This is a genomic window from Caviibacterium pharyngocola (assembly GCF_002795405.1).
GTDB lineage: Bacteria > Pseudomonadota > Gammaproteobacteria > Enterobacterales > Pasteurellaceae > Caviibacterium > Caviibacterium pharyngocola.
In genome coordinates this window covers 50299-65058 of sequence record NZ_PHGZ01000003.1, presented here as the reverse complement: position 1 = coordinate 65058, position 14760 = coordinate 50299, and the positions used below count along the sequence as shown (strand labels likewise).

General features: G+C 44.8%; 17 protein-coding genes. 6 read left to right on the top strand and 11 right to left on the bottom strand.

Translation table 11 applies throughout. The features are described from left to right. Positions 1-47 precede the first annotated feature (47 nt). Entirely contained in the window at positions 48-968 is a 921-nt protein-coding gene (gene fdhE, locus CVP04_RS00780; RefSeq protein ID WP_100295618.1) for a formate dehydrogenase accessory protein FdhE, read from the top strand. A 160-nt stretch (positions 969-1128) separates the two neighbouring features. Next, entirely contained in the window at positions 1129-1944 is an 816-nt protein-coding gene (locus tag CVP04_RS00775; protein ID WP_100295617.1) for a pyridoxal phosphatase, read from the top strand. Between the two features lie 31 nt (positions 1945-1975). On the opposite strand, the gene CVP04_RS00770 is transcribed toward CVP04_RS00775, so the two are convergent. The 6 genes from CVP04_RS00770 to rsmI all read right to left on the bottom strand — a co-directional run bounded on the left by CVP04_RS00770 (position 1976) and on the right by rsmI (position 7096). Then, positions 1976-2452: a 2-thiouracil desulfurase family protein gene (locus CVP04_RS00770; protein ID WP_243385053.1), complete on the bottom strand. Its 477-nt coding sequence runs from the start codon at positions 2450-2452 to the stop codon at positions 1976-1978. A gap of 67 nt (positions 2453-2519) precedes the next feature. Continuing rightward, entirely contained in the window at positions 2520-3347 is an 828-nt protein-coding gene (gene dapD / locus CVP04_RS00765; RefSeq protein WP_100295615.1) for a 2,3,4,5-tetrahydropyridine-2,6-dicarboxylate N-succinyltransferase, read from the bottom strand. A 117-nt stretch (positions 3348-3464) separates the two neighbouring features. Continuing rightward, positions 3465-4436, bottom strand: coding sequence for an HTH-type transcriptional regulator CysB (gene cysB / locus CVP04_RS00760; RefSeq protein ID WP_100295614.1), 972 nt, complete (start codon positions 4434-4436; stop codon positions 3465-3467). A 59-nt stretch (positions 4437-4495) separates the two neighbouring features. Continuing rightward, the gene (gene rluB / locus CVP04_RS00755; protein WP_341476042.1) at positions 4496-5482 is read right to left on the bottom strand and encodes a 23S rRNA pseudouridine(2605) synthase RluB; all 987 of its coding nucleotides are present in this window, start codon (positions 5480-5482) and stop codon (positions 4496-4498) included. 43 nt (positions 5483-5525) lie between these two features. Continuing rightward, entirely contained in the window at positions 5526-6149 is a 624-nt protein-coding gene (locus tag CVP04_RS00750) for an L-threonylcarbamoyladenylate synthase (protein ID WP_100295613.1), read from the bottom strand. A 98-nt stretch (positions 6150-6247) separates the two neighbouring features. Further along, positions 6248-7096 carry a 16S rRNA (cytidine(1402)-2'-O)-methyltransferase gene (gene rsmI, locus CVP04_RS00745; protein ID WP_100295612.1) on the bottom strand — a complete coding sequence of 283 codons (849 nt, stop codon included), beginning with the start codon at positions 7094-7096 and terminating at the stop codon, positions 6248-6250. Positions 7097-7172: 76 nt separating this feature from the next. On the opposite strand from rsmI, the gene CVP04_RS00740 reads away from it, so the two are divergent. Genes CVP04_RS00740 through dolP form a run of 4 tightly spaced genes read left to right on the top strand, consistent with a single transcriptional unit; the run spans position 7173 to position 10507 of the window. Beyond that, positions 7173-8897 carry a penicillin-binding protein activator gene (locus CVP04_RS00740; protein ID WP_100295611.1) on the top strand — a complete coding sequence of 575 codons (1725 nt, stop codon included), beginning with the start codon at positions 7173-7175 and terminating at the stop codon, positions 8895-8897. 2 nt (positions 8898-8899) lie between these two features. Next, positions 8900-9262 (top strand): YraN family protein, encoded by a 363-nt coding sequence (locus CVP04_RS00735; RefSeq protein WP_100295610.1) that lies wholly within the window; start codon positions 8900-8902, stop codon positions 9260-9262. 7 nt (positions 9263-9269) lie between these two features. Beyond that, positions 9270-9854: a D-sedoheptulose-7-phosphate isomerase gene (locus tag CVP04_RS00730; RefSeq protein ID WP_100295609.1), complete on the top strand. Its 585-nt coding sequence runs from the start codon at positions 9270-9272 to the stop codon at positions 9852-9854. Positions 9855-9913: 59 nt separating this feature from the next. Continuing rightward, positions 9914-10507 carry a division/outer membrane stress-associated lipid-binding lipoprotein gene (gene dolP, locus CVP04_RS00725; protein ID WP_100295608.1) on the top strand — a complete coding sequence of 198 codons (594 nt, stop codon included), beginning with the start codon at positions 9914-9916 and terminating at the stop codon, positions 10505-10507. Positions 10508-10696: 189 nt separating this feature from the next. Here dolP and sixA read toward each other — a convergent pair whose 3' ends face one another. The 5 genes from sixA to CVP04_RS00700 form a co-directional block, all read right to left on the bottom strand. After that, positions 10697-11161: a phosphohistidine phosphatase SixA gene (gene sixA / locus CVP04_RS00720; RefSeq protein ID WP_100295607.1), complete on the bottom strand. Its 465-nt coding sequence runs from the start codon at positions 11159-11161 to the stop codon at positions 10697-10699. Between the two features lie 62 nt (positions 11162-11223). Continuing rightward, the gene (gene glmM / locus CVP04_RS00715; RefSeq protein WP_100295606.1) at positions 11224-12558 is read right to left on the bottom strand and encodes a phosphoglucosamine mutase; all 1335 of its coding nucleotides are present in this window, start codon (positions 12556-12558) and stop codon (positions 11224-11226) included. 19 nt (positions 12559-12577) lie between these two features. Beyond that, positions 12578-13408, bottom strand: a complete 831-nt coding sequence (gene folP / locus CVP04_RS00710; RefSeq protein ID WP_100295605.1) for a dihydropteroate synthase — start codon at positions 13406-13408, stop codon at positions 12578-12580. Between the two features lie 159 nt (positions 13409-13567). Then, positions 13568-14137 (bottom strand): TorD/DmsD family molecular chaperone, encoded by a 570-nt coding sequence (locus CVP04_RS00705; protein ID WP_100295604.1) that lies wholly within the window; start codon positions 14135-14137, stop codon positions 13568-13570. Continuing rightward, positions 14134-14760 carry an NAD(P)H-dependent oxidoreductase gene (locus CVP04_RS00700; RefSeq protein ID WP_100295603.1) on the bottom strand — a complete coding sequence of 209 codons (627 nt, stop codon included), beginning with the start codon at positions 14758-14760 and terminating at the stop codon, positions 14134-14136. The genes CVP04_RS00705 and CVP04_RS00700 overlap by 4 nt, the downstream gene beginning before the upstream one ends.

Here is a 14760-nt window from a genome sequence, read left to right as displayed (position 1 = left end):
AAGTGCGGTAAAATTTACCGCACTTTTTTAACAGCGATACAAATAAAATGAGTATTAAAATTCTTCCCGAAAATGAAATTCAACAAGCGGCGAGCTCTTTCCATAATCCGCCCTTATTATTTGCCAACCCGAAAAATCTTTATCAACGCCGGATTAAACGCTTAACAGATTTAGCGCAAAATCATCCGATGCAAGATTACCTGTTGTTTGCTGCCGACATTGCTCAAGCGCAGCTTGATTTATTGGAAAATACGCCGCTTGGCAAAATCGAGCATTTGACAACAATCTCAACAACCGCACAAACGACGCCGCTTGATTATGCCCGTTGGCAGCGCGATGATTACTGGCTAACCGCTTTAAATGCGCTGTTAGCGCAAATCAAAACCAACGAGAATCTTAACGAAAGCTTGTTGACGACTATTGATTGGTTAGAAAAAGCCTCGCAAGCCGAACTGAATCACCTTGCGGATAAATTATTGGCGCAAGATTTTTCTGCGGTCGAAAGCGACAAAGCGGTCTTTATTTGGGCGGCGCTGTCTCTTTATTGGCTGCAGTTGGCACAACAAATTCCGCATAACGCCAAAATGGAAAGCGGCGAAAACTTACACCTTTGTCCGGTTTGCGGCTCGGCGCCGACGGCGAGTGTGGTTCATTTCGGCGCGACCCAAGGTTTGCGTTATTTACATTGTTCTCTGTGCGAAAGCGAATGGAATATGGTACGCAGTAAATGTTCGAACTGCGATCAAAGCGGAAAGTTGGATTATTGGTCGTTAGACAGCGAATTCGCGCCGGTGAAAGCGGAAAGCTGCGGCGATTGTCACAGTTATTTGAAAGTGATGTATCAGGAAAAAGATCCGCACGTCGAACCTATTGCCGATGATTTAGCCTCCGTTTTCTTGGATGTGGAAATGGAAGAAAAAGGTTTCGCCCGCAGCGGCATCAATCCTTTTGTTTTTCCTGCCGAATAATCGGCAAAAAATCACCGCACTTTTGCCCCATTTATCTACAGACCACCTACAGACGGCGCCTCTCGCCGTCTTTTCTTCGGCAAAAATCAATGCGGTTTATTTCTTTTATCGCCCAAAATCTCTATAATTCGGTTAAATTCTATCGTTAATAAGGAAATCTATGACCTATCAAGTGGTTGCCTTCGACCTTGACGGCACGTTATTAAATAGTCAGGGACAAATTCTGCCTTCCAGTAAACAGGCGATTCGACGTCTTGTAGAAAAAGGCATTAAAGTCGTTTTAGTGACCGGTCGTCATCACACCGCCGCGCGCCCTTATCATTACGAATTACAGCTGGATACGCCGATTATTTGTTGTAACGGCACTTATCTTTACGACACCGCAACGAATTCGATGCCACTGGCAAATCCGCTTTCCAAAGCACAAGCTTTGCAAGTGGTAAAAGTGGCGGAAAAATATCAAACGCATTTGTTAATGTATTCGCGCGATGCGATGAATTTTCTACAAATTAACGAACATATGCAAAAATTCAGTGCGTGGGTGCAACATTGCCCGGAACAAATTCGCCCGAATTTACGCCAATTAGACAGTTTCGAACAGTTGATTCGACGCGAAGACGAAATTATTTGGAAATTCGTTATCAGTCATCCGCAGCGCAGCGTAATGGAACAAGCGGTTGCCGAGTTACCGACGGATCAATTTAGCTGCGAATGGTCTTGGATCGATCGCGTGGATGTGGCGAAAAACGGCAATAGCAAAGGCGGACGGTTGAAAGATCTGTTAGCCCTTTGGCAAATCAGTCCGGAAAACGTAATTGCTTTCGGTGATAATCATAATGACATCAGTATGCTTAATGCCGTCGGCTTAGGCGTGGCGATGGGCAATGCGGAAGAAGAAGTGAAGCGACAAGCGAAATTAGTCACATTAAGCAACGATGACGACGGTATCGCACAAATTTTGCAGCAATATTGCTAATTCGATGGTCGGAAAGTCCCCCTTTCCGACGTTATTTTTCCTCATCTTGGTATTCTTTTTTCAAACGATTTTCCAATTCCGCCAAATTCAATTCGGAAAAAACCTCGATATGATGCCGACGTAATAATTGCGTGGTCAATCCTTCGCCTTCGATTAAAGTGCCGCTAAAAGTGCCGTCATAAATAAATCGACTGCCGCAAGACGGGCTGTTTTCTTTTAATACGGCAATTCGGCAATGCGTTTGTTTCGCCCGTTGTAATACAGCGTCGGCGCCACGTTGAAATTCGGCTAGAACGGATTGTCCGTTACAATCAATGATATCGGCAGCAATAATTTCCGCCGGCAAACGCGGAATCGGCAATCCGCCCAGCACTTCGGGACAAATCGGGATGATATTTACGTCGTATCGGCGTAAAAGTGCGGTCAATTTTGAGGAAAAATTATTGCCGCCGGAATATTTCACGTTTTCGCCCAATAAACAGGCGCTGACCAATATATTTTTACTCACGTTTCTTTCCCTAAAATAAAAAAGCCGAACAGCATCAGGCAATTCGGCTTTTTCAGAAATTGACAGATTATTCGTCGATAGTACGCAATAATTCGTTGATACCGACTTTACCAAGGGTTTTGGCATCCACTTTTTTCACGATCACGGCGCAATATAAGCTGTATTTGCCATCTTTAGACGGTAGGCTGCCGGAAACCACCACGGAACCCGCCGGTACGCGGCCGTAGAAGATTTCGCCGGTTTCGCGATCATAAATTTTGGTGCTTTGACCGATAAATACGCCCATTGAAATTACGCAACCGTCTTCCACGATCACGCCTTCCACCACTTCGGAACGCGCGCCGATGAAACAGTTATCGCCGATAATGGTCGGATTCGCTTGTAACGGTTCTAACACACCGCCGATACCCACACCGCCGGATAAATGCACGTTTTTACCGATTTGCGCGCAAGAACCTACGGTCGCCCAAGTATCCACCATCGTACCTTCGCCCACATAAGCGCCGATATTCACATAAGACGGCATTAATACCGCATTTTTAGAAATATAAGCACCTTTACGCACGGTTGCGGAAGGCACTACGCGGAAACCTTCTTGTTGGAAACGCGCTTCATCGTAATCGGCGAATTTCAACGGCACTTTGTCGTAATATTTGGTTTCCGCACCGTCGATCACTTGGTTGTCGTTAATGCGGAAAGATAAAAGCACCGCTTTTTTCAACCATTGGTGTGTCACCCATTCACCGTCGATTTTTTCGGCAACACGATATTTACCGCTATCTAAACCCTCGATAACTTGTTCGATCGCCGCGCGAGTTTCGGCATCAACGGTTTTTGGCGTAATTTCGGCGCGACGTTCAAATGCCGCTTCAATGATATTTTGTAAGTTTGACATACTGTTTCCTATAAGAAGTAATAAAAAATAAGCCGTAGTTTTATCATATTTTCGCACAAAACACACCCTTTTTATCGGGTTCCTTTTTATCCGAGGCGAAAATATTAACGAATCCGATTAACGCACGCTTAAGGTGACATTGTCGAATAATTTTTTCACTGCGTTATTATCGTGTAATCTTTCCGCTTTCTCAACCAACGGACGCGTCAAGTGCGGTGAAAAATAATTAATAAAATCATACATATAATTACGCAAGAAAATACTGTGTTTGAAAGCGATTTGGGTCATACTGGCGCGGAACAAATGACTTGCGTCGATCGCCAATAAATCCGAATCGGCTTCAGTGTGCGCCATTGACGCCATAATTCCGACGCCCAAGCCCAAACGCACATAAGTTTTAATTACGTCCGCATCCGTTGCCGTAAATACAATATTCGGCAAAATGCCGGCGCTGTTGAAGGCATAATCCAAATCCGACACGCCGGTAAAGCCGAAGGTATAAGTTACCAACGGATATTTACCAAGTTCTTCAATGGTTAAATTTTCACATTGCGCTAACGGATGATCCGGTTTCACAATCACCGAGCGATTCCACATATAACAAGGCAACAAAACTACATCATCGAACAAATATTGCGCTTCCGTGGTAATGGCGAAGTCCACTTCGCCGGACAATAACGCATCATAAATTTGCGTCGGCGAGCCTTGATGAATATGCAAACTGACGTCCGGATATTGTTTGGAAAAACGTTCCACCACCGACGGCAACATATAACGCGCTTGAGTATTCGTCGTGGCGATCCGCAATACGCCGTGATTCGGCTGGGTATATTCGTTCGCCACCGCTTTAATGCTTTGCGTTTTAACCAATAATTCCCGCGCGATCGCAACGATTTTCTTTCCGGCGGGTGTTAAGGCTTTAATGTGTTTGCCGTTACGTTCGAAAATTTCCAAGCCTAACTCGTCTTCCAATAAACGCACTTGTTTACTGATTCCCGGCTGTGAAGTGAATAACGTATTGGCGGCTTCGGTAACATTTAAATTTTGGTTAACGATTTCGACAATATAACGAAGTTGTTGTATTTTCATAAAATCTTCTCAAAATTAACCGCACTTTTTCGTTGAAAAACTTAAAGTGCGGTGTGTTTTTAGGCTTTTTTATAACGTTTATTTAATTCCGTATAACGTTTCACCGCTTTACGGATTTGTCCGGTTTTCGGACGGCGGCGTTGTTTGGTCACATCCAACTTGCTTTCCGTTTCCGGCGGCAAGCCGACCAATTCGCGCAAATAATTGACATTCGCCAAATCCATTTCTTCCCAACCGCCGCGCGGTAAGGATTTCATTAATTTAATATTGCCGTAACGAATGCGAATCAAACGGCTGACTTGAATACCTTGCGATTCCCACAAACGGCGCACTTCGCGATTGCGTCCTTCCATTAACGTGACGTCAAACCATTGGTTGATGCCCTGTCCGCCGACCGCTTTAATCGCTTTAAAATTCGCCGGACCGTCTTCCAACTGCACACCTTTTTTCAATCGGTTGATCATCGCGTCATCCACTTGACCGAAAACGCGCACCGAATATTCCCGTTCCACTTCACGGCTCGGATGCATTAAGCGATTCGCTAATTCACCATCGGTGGTAAATAGAAGTAAACCGGAGGTGTTAATATCCAACCGTCCTACCGCAATCCAACGCGAACCGGTTAAACGCGGTAAACGATCGAATACCGTGGCGCGTCCTTCCGGATCCCGCCGCGTACAAAGCTCGCCTTCCGGTTTGTAGTACATCAACACGCGACAAACTTCTTTTTGCGCTTGGGTTAAATTGACCAAATGCCCGTCAATACGCACTTTAACGCCGGAATGCACATCAATGCGATCGCCCAATGCGGCGATTTTTCCGTCCACACTGACGCGATTTTCGGCAATCATTGCTTCAATCTCGCGGCGCGAGCCTTGACCGGCGCGCGCCAGCACTTTCTGTAATTTTTCCCCGTCTGCCGCCGCTTTATTCGCATTAATCGGCGTATTTGCTTTATTTCCCGTGGCGGAGCTTTTCCCTTGCGCTACGGATTTAGACGTAGAATAAGATTTCGTTTCGCGCGTGTTTGTGGTTTTTTCTTTCATATTTCCTCTGTTGTCGCTTTCACAAGCGTCTTAGCTGTTAAAATTAGACGAACGGCGCAGTTTCTCCGCTGCCTTCGCGTAAAATCACCGGTGTGTCTTCGGTTAAATCCACCACCGTCGTCGGTTCTTGACCTAAATAACCGCCGTGAATAATTAAATCCACTTGGCGTTCCAAATGATCACGGATTTCTTCCGGATCCGATTGAGTAATATGTTCTTCGCCCGGTAACATCAACGAGCAAGATAAAATCGGTTCGCCCAAAGCGTCCAACAACGCCAAGGCAATGCGATTATCCGGCACGCGAATCCCGATGGTTTTGCGTTTGGACGTCATTAAACGACGCGGTAATTCTTTGGTTGCCGTCAGAATAAAAGTATAACGTCCCGGCGTATTATTTTTAATCAATCGATATGCAGTATTACTCACCACCGAATAAGTCGATAATTCGGATAAATCGCTGCAAACCAAAGTAAAATTATGATTTTCCGGCAAGCGACGAATTTGTACGATTCGATCCATTGCGTGTTTATCGCCCACCGAACATCCCAACGCATAGCCGGAATCCGTCGGATAAACGATCACGCCGCCGTTGCGTAAAATTTCAACGGCTTGATTAATTAAACGCGGTTGCGGATTTTCGGGATGAACATAGAAAAACTGACTCATTACGTTTTCCTCTTAAAACTAAATTAGGCGCAATTATACACAAATCGCCGCCTTTATATAACCTTTTTTCATAAAAATAGGCGCTATGTCCAAGATTATTAATCTTTATTTTTTTCCAATGCAAATTGATATAACGCGTTTTTCTTATAACCGTAAAGTTCGGCGACGATTGCCGCCGCTTTTTTCAACGGCAATTCTTGCGCAATTAAGGTTAAGGCTTTCACTGCTTGCGCGGAAAATTCCGTTTCTTGCTTTTGCGGCAGCCCTTCAATAATCAACACCATTTCGCCTTTGGTGCGATTCGGATCCTCCGCAACCCACTGGCGCAAAAGCCCGACGAGATCACCGTGAATGGTTTCCCAAGTTTTGGTGATTTCACGCGCCAAAACAACATAACGATCCGCGCTGAAAACCGCTTCAATATCTGCCAAGCAATCTAAAATACGATGAGTGGATTCATAAAAAATCAAAGTGCGGTCTTCTTGCGCGAGATTTTCCAATTTATCGCGGCGCGCTTTGCTTTTTGCCGGTAAAAATCCTTCAAAACAAAACCGATCGGATGCAATACCCGACGCGCACAGTGCGGTAATTGCCGCACAAGCGCCCGGCAACGGCACGATTTTAATTCCCGCTTGGCGACATTGTCTGACCAAATGAAACCCCGGATCGCTAATTAACGGCGTACCGGCATCGGAAATCAAGGCGATATTCGTACCTTGCCGCAATTTTTCCACGAGCAAGCCGGCTTTTTGCTGTTCATTATGATCGTGTAAAGCGAAAAACGGCTTTTTGATACCGTAATGACTTAATAACAACCCGCTGTGACGCGTATCTTCCGCCGCAATTAAATCCACTTGCGCAAAAGTTTCCAGTGCGCGCTGGGTAATATCCTGCAGATTTCCGATTGGTGTGGCGACGATATACAAAGTTCCGATTGAATTATTCATTTTTTAACTTCTTTTATTTGATTTTAATCATTGAGATAAGTAAGATCATTCCGATTGTGTTCACAACGGAGTAATTATGACTATTCTATTACAACGCATTAATTTAAAAAATCAATTAATGCCTTTTTTATTCGCGCTGCTGCTTGCCGGCTGTTCGTCCTTATTCGGCAGTAGCTTCACCGGCGTGTTAAAAAATGATGCGAATGCCAATTCCGAGTTTTATATGAATAAAATTGAGCAAACGCCGGATCTTGAAGATCAACAAACCTATAAATTATTGGCGGCACGTGTGTTAGTCACCGAAAATAAAACCGCGCAAGCCGAAGCGTTATTAGCCGAGTTGAAAGATCTGAAAGAAGAACAGCTGTTGGATAAATCCATTATCGATGCGCATATTTCCGCAGTGAAAGGCAATAATGAAACGGCGGAAAATCAATTAAAATTGATCAATTTAGGTTTGTTATCACCGTCTCAACGTTCTCGTTATTATGAAGTGGCGGCGCGTATTGCGGAAAATCGTAATAATCCGATCGACGCAGTAAAAGCACGCATTCAAGTGGATACTTTTTTAACCGATACGCAAAGAAAACAAGCCAATAATGACCGCACTTGGGCGTTATTACGCAGTGCCAATAAAGGTGCGATCAACAATGCTTCCGCCGAAGGTAGCGCGGCATTAGGCGGTTGGTTGGCATTGGCAAGAGCCTATAACGACAATTTAAATCAGCCTTCGCAGTTAAGTATGGCGTTACAAAATTGGAAAGCCGCCTACCCTAACCACAGCGCCGCTTATTTATTCCCGACGGAATTACAAGGTTTGTTCAATTTCCAACAAACCAATTTAAATCAAATTGCGCTGTTATTGCCATTAAGCGGCGACGCGCAATTAATCGGTAATACGATCAAAAAAGGCTTTGACGACGCAAAAGGCGATTCCGCCGTTCAGGTTCAAGTATTCGATACGATGTCCGCTTCTATCGATGATATTCTTGCCCAAGCGAAGCAACAAGGTATTTCTACCGTTGTCGGGCCGTTATTAAAACAAAATGTGGATATGATTTTAAATAATCCGTCTGCCGTGCAAGGATTAAATGTGCTTACCTTGAACTCCACAGCCGGCGCGCGTGCTATCGGACAACTTTGTTATTACGGTTTAGCGCCGGAAGACGAAGCGGAATCCGCCGCCGATCGCATTTGGAACGAAGGTATTCGCAATCCGTTGGTGATTGTACCGCAAAGCGATTTAGGTCAACGCACCGCCTCCGCCTTTAACGTGCGTTGGCAACGTTTGGCGGCGACCGATGCGAATATTAAATTCTACAATCAAGCCGACGATATTAATTTTGCCTTGCAATCCGGTTTAAGCGAAAACGCCCAAGCCCTTTATATCGTGGCGACCAGCGAACAATTAGCGGAAATCAAAACCGTTATCGACAATGCGGGAACGAACTTAAAATTGTACGCCAGCTCACGCAGCAATTCGCCGAACAACGGCCCGGAATATCGTTTATTGATGAACGGGTTACAATTTAGTGATATTCCGTTCTTCAAAGACATTGATTCCGATCAATACAAAAAAGTCGCTGCATTTACCAACGGGGATTATTCCTTAATGCGCTTGTATGCAATGGGATCGGATGCGTGGTTGTTAATCAATCAATTCAATGAGTTACGTCAAGTTCCGGGCTTTAGCATTACCGGTTTAACCGGCAAATTAAGCGCAGGCCCGAACTGTAACATTGAACGCGATATGACGTGGTTCCAATATCAAAACGGCGAAATCGGCATATTAAGTAATTAACAATGTTTACTTCCAAACGCCAAAAAGGGGCGAGCTTTGAGCATCAAGCTCGCCTTTTTTTACAATCGCAAGGATTGAAATTTATTGCCGCCAATCAATATGTGAAAGGCGGCGAATTGGATTTGATTATGTCCGATCAATCCACTTTGGTTTTCGTGGAAGTGCGCCAACGCAAAAACGATCGATTCGGTTCGGCTATCGAAAGCGTCGATTGGCAAAAACAGCAAAAATGGATTAATGCCGCCGCACTTTGGCTCGCCAAACAAGGGCGCAGTTTAGAAGATACGGATTGTCGTTTTGATTTGGTCGCATTCGGTCAATCGGCGACCGATATTGAATGGATTCCCAATTTTCTTGATGATTAATTAAATTATGTTAGATAAGCTTAAAGATCTTTATACCGAAAGTATTCAAACTCAAATTTCCGCTTCCAGCTTATTGTCGGAAACTATTGTTGCGGCGGCACAAAAAATCGTCACTTGCCTTCTCTCCGGACACAAAATCATTGTTTGCGGACACGGGCGCTCTTACGCTAATGCACAGTTTTTGGTCGCCAATCTATTAAACCGCTATGAATTGGAACGCCCGAGTTTTCCTTCCGTCTTATTAAGTCTTGATAGTGCGGTGGGTTCTGCAATTATTTCCGATAATGAATCCGGCGGCTTTTATCAGCGCCAATTTAATGCGGTCGCCGTGCAAGGCGATATTTTGGTGGCATTTACGCCTTTCGGCAATGAAGAAACGGTTTTAGACACCATTAACTGCGCTTTAAATAAAGAAGTCGATGTGATCGTATTAACCGGTGCGCATAATGATCATATTCAAGGTTTTTTAACCGAAAACGATTTGGAAATCGCCGCGCCTACCAGTAAGGAAAGCCGTATTCTGGAAAATCATTTGTTTATTGTAAATGCGATTTGTGAGCTTATCGATCACGCGCTATTTTCGCATCCGTAACTTGACAAAAGTGCCGGTTTCAAGCCAAACTTAAGGAAATAGAAAAGGAGTCTTTTATAATGAAAAACGATAAATTGAAAAAACTCGCGTTACTTTTAGGTGCCGCGTTTATCTTACAAGGCTGTGTCACCGCAACGGTCGCCGGCATTGCCGGCACGGCAGCCGTAGCAACCAAAGTCGCCACAGATCCGAGAACCGTCGGCACGCAAGTTGACGATGAAACCCTTGAAGAAAAAGTGCTTTCCGCCATTCGTCAAGACGAACAGATTAAATCGGAAGCGCGTGTGAATGTTGTCTCTTACAGCAGCCGCGTTCTTTTAATCGGACAAATTCCGAACGAAGGCTTAAAAGATATTGCCACTTCGTTGGCGAAAGGCGTGGATGGTGTGAATGACGTGTATAACGAATTGCGCGTCGCGCCGAAAATTACCGTGGGACAAATTAGTAAAGACAGCTGGATTACTACACAAATCAAATCGAAAATGTTAGTGGATTCCGCCGTGAAAACCACCGATATTAAAGTGATCAGCGAAAACGGTGAAGTTTTCTTAATGGGTAATGTCACCGCTGAACAAGGCGATGCAGCAGCAGAAATTGCGCGCAATGTGTCGGGTGTAAATAAGGTTGTAAAAGTATTTAAATACTTGAATTAACTCATTAAAACAGCGCATTACTGATACGCTGTCAGACTGATGACAAACCTGATTTAAATCGTATTTTATGGGTAGGATGGGCTTTAGCCCATCAAAAATATAATTATTTCAATATGATGAGCTAAAACCCATCCTACTTAAGTATACTTTGTCAATAAACTGACAGCGCATTACTAATGCGCTGTTTTTTTAATCGGGATATTTGATTTCAACCACTTTGCCTTGGTGTTGCCCGTCCCACTCGACGCCGACAATCGTTGCAGGATAGAAACTCGCCGGATTTTTACCGCACAATTCGGCGATAATTTCACCGACCAGCGGTAAATGCGAAACCAATAATACGCGTTCTTTTCCTTGCGCCGCCAACACACTGAGATAATCCGCTACATTGGTGCCGATACCGTAAGGCGTGATTCCGTCCCAAGTTTCCAACACATTGATAAGTTGATTTTCAAACACTTGATTAATCTGCGCAAAGGTTTCTTGCGCACGCACATAAGGGCTGACAATCACTTTATCGAATCGTGACTCAACGGATTTCAGCCAATTTCCTTGGGAATTCGCTTGAAGTTGTCCGCGCGTGGTCAATCGTCGTTCTTGATCCGATTGTGCAACCACCGCCGCCTCTCCGTGGCGCATAATAAAAATTTTCACAAATTGCTTTCTCCGAAAAATAGAAAAATAAGGCGTCGAGACAATCCCGACACCTTTAAAAATTAACTGTTACGCACCACTTCGGCGATTTCTTCCGCACATTGTTGTGCCAGTTCGCCGTCTTCACATTCCACCATTACGCGAATTAACGGTTCCGTACCGGATTTACGCAATAAAATTCGCCCTTTTCCGGCTAATTTTTCTTCGACATTCCGTGCAACGGTTTTCACCGCTTCGCTTTCCAACGGATTCGCACCGCCGGCAAAACGCACGTTGATCAACACTTGTGGGAATAATTTCACCGCACTTGCCAATTCATTTAATGATAATTTATGTTGCACCATTGCCGCCAATACCGCCAAAGATGCGATAATACCGTCTCCGGTGGTGTTTTTATCGGAAATAATGATATGACCGGAATTTTCGCCGCCTAATCCCCACTGATGTTCTTGCATTTTTTCCAACACATAACGATCGCCGACATTCGCGCGAACAAACGGAATCGCCAACTGTTTCAACGCCAATTCAAGGCTCATATTACTCATTAACGTACCGACCACGCCGCCTTTCAGACTTCCGGCGCGTAAGGCTTCACGCGCAATAATGAACAAAATTTGGTCGCCGTCCACTTTATTACCTAAGTGATCCACCATAATCAAACGGTCGCCATCGCCGTCATACGCCAAGCCGACGTCCGCTTTCACTTCCAATACTTTATCTTGTAACGATTTAATATCCGTCGCACCGCATTTCTCATTAATATTCACACCGTTCGGCGAAGTGCCGATTTCGATCACTTCGGCACCTAATTCGCGCATTACGTTCGGCGCAATATGGTAAGTCGCACCGTTGGCACAATCGACCACGATCTTATAATTTTCCAAGCTTAAATGCGCCGGAAAGGTACTTTTACAAAATTCGATATAACGTCCCGCTGCGTCTTTAATTCGGCTGGCACGTCCGAGTTCCGCCGATTCGACGCAATCCATCGGTTGTTCCAACATTGCTTCGATGGCTTCTTCTACATCATCCGGCAATTTTGTTCCTTGCGTGGAGAAAAATTTAATCCCGTTGTCGTAATAAGGATTATGCGACGCGGAAATCACAATGCCCGCTTCGGCACGAAAGGTGCGCGTTAAATACGCGATTGCCGGTGTCGGCATCGGACCGGTAAAGGCAGCGGATAACCCTGCCGCCGCAAGCCCTGCTTCCAAGGCGGATTCCAACATATAACCGGAGATACGCGTATCTTTACCGATCAATACCGTGCGCGAACCTTGGGTTGCCAGCACTTTACCGGCTGCCCAGCCGAGTTTTAACACAAAGTCCGGCGTAATCGGTGAAGTGCCGACTTTACCGCGCACGCCGTCCGTACCAAAATATTTACGTTCTGCCATAATTCATTCCTCAAATTAATTATTTCGCTACCTTCGTAGCCTGCCAAATTTTTAACGCTTGCGCCGTTTCCGCTACATCGTGTACACGCAAAATGCTCGCACCGTTGATCGCGGCGATTAATGCGCCTGTGACGCTGCCGATTAAACGTTCTTCCACCGGTTTATCCAACACCGCACCAATCATCGATTTGCGCGATAATCCCGCTAGAACAGGGAAACCTTGCGCGCAAAGACGGGATAATTGTTGCAATAACTTATAATTATGTTCGACGGTTTTGCCGAACCCAAACCCCGGATCCCAAATAATTTGTTCGCGTTTCATTCCTGCTTGTAGGCAAAGTGCGGTGCGATTTTGCAAAAATTCGATCACATCCATCACCACATCCTCATAATGCGGATTACTTTGCATTGTACGCGGTTGACCTTGCATATGCATTAAACAAACGGGTAAATTCAGCGCTGCCGCCATTTCTAATGCCGCAGGTTCTTGCAAGGCGCGAATATCATTAATTAAATCCATTCCCACCGCCGCACTTTCGCGCATTACTTCGGCTTTTGAGGTATCAACGGAAATCCAGCAATCAAAGCGTTGACGCACAGCCTCTACCAAAGGAACGACGCGTGCCAATTCTTGTTCAAGACTGACTTCTTCCGCCATCGGGCGAGTAGATTCTCCGCCGATATCAATAATCGTCGCGCCTTCCGCTAACATTTTTTCCGCTTGGTATAAGGCTTTATCCAAGCTAAAAAATTTCCCGCTGTCGGAAAAAGAATCGGGCGTAAAGTTTAAGATCCCCATTACTTGCGGTTCGGTAAGATCTAATACTTTATTGTTTGCATTGAGTTTCATAACGAGTATTTTTTAGAAAAAAGTGCGGTCAATTATAACGGAATATTGAAAGGAACAAAAATAAAAAAGCCTTTTGAAGCGGAAATCGTTTTGCTACAAAAAGGCTTTTATCTATCCGCAACGATAAATTTTATCGGCGCAGATGATTTTATTATGCGCTTATTCTTCGTCGGTTTCGTCCAATTCATCCGCGGCGGCGGCAAGAATATCACGCGATAAAACGGCTAAAGCACGATAAAACGGCAAATTCGCCTGACTTTCCGTGCGCGCTAAAAATTGTGTGGCACAAGGCAATAAAAAGCGTTCGAACAATTCTTTTTGCGCCGCAACAGAATCTAAATTATCTTCTATCCAAGAGGCGGTTAAAAAAACTAAGCCGAAATGATCCGCACTTTCCAGCGCAGGCATTCCGCGTTCTTGTCGAAAACTTTCGAATGCCGCCACATCAATGCCGTAAGCGGATAACGCGGGATTCGCCAACGGTGTTTCTCCGCCGAATAAGCGTTGATATTCTTGTTCTAATAACTGCGGTTCAAGCGGTAATTGCAGGTTTTCCAGCGCTTGTTTGCTTTGCGTATCGCCTTCCAACGCCCATACTTGCGACAGCCCGTTTTGACGCAGCCAGACAAAAATATTTTTTAAAATCGGATCCGTCGGTGCTCGGTAAAACAAGTTACCGAATAAACGACTGACGAGAGAAAAATTATTCAAATTATTTTCGGTCGTCATTGCGCGTCTCCGTTGTTCTCCGTTTGATTCAAAAGTGCGGTCAGATTTTGTCGCGTTATTTGTTCGGCGTCATCTAACATTGCTTGGCGTGCTTGATCATCCACGCCGTGAACATTGCCGAAAATGTGGTGTTGTATGTCACTAATTCCGCAATAATTAAACAGTCCATCTACCAAGCAATCACGCAACGAATCGGCAAAACCGCATTCTTGATATTTTTCCACGCTGTTGCCGAGGGTAATGAAATGCTGCATTTTTTTACCCTGTAACAATCCGACGGATACGCCGTTTTCGGTTTTATAAGCAAAGCCGTGACTTAAAATACGATCCAAATAACCTTTTAAAATCGCCGGAAAACCCATCCACCAAATCGGATAAATTAAGGTGATCAAATCCGCCTGATCAATCAGTTGCTGTTCATATTTAATTTCTGCCGGCGTAATTTTTTGATTCGCCGCTTGCAATTCTTCCCACGAAAGCACGGGATTAAAATTCATCGTGTAAAGATCCCGCACAAGGGTTTCCGTTCCCGATTGTTCGCCCGCCGCAATCACGCGATCCAAAATCGCTTTGTTAAAACTTTGATTCACGTTCGGATGCGCAAAAATCACTAAATGTTTCAT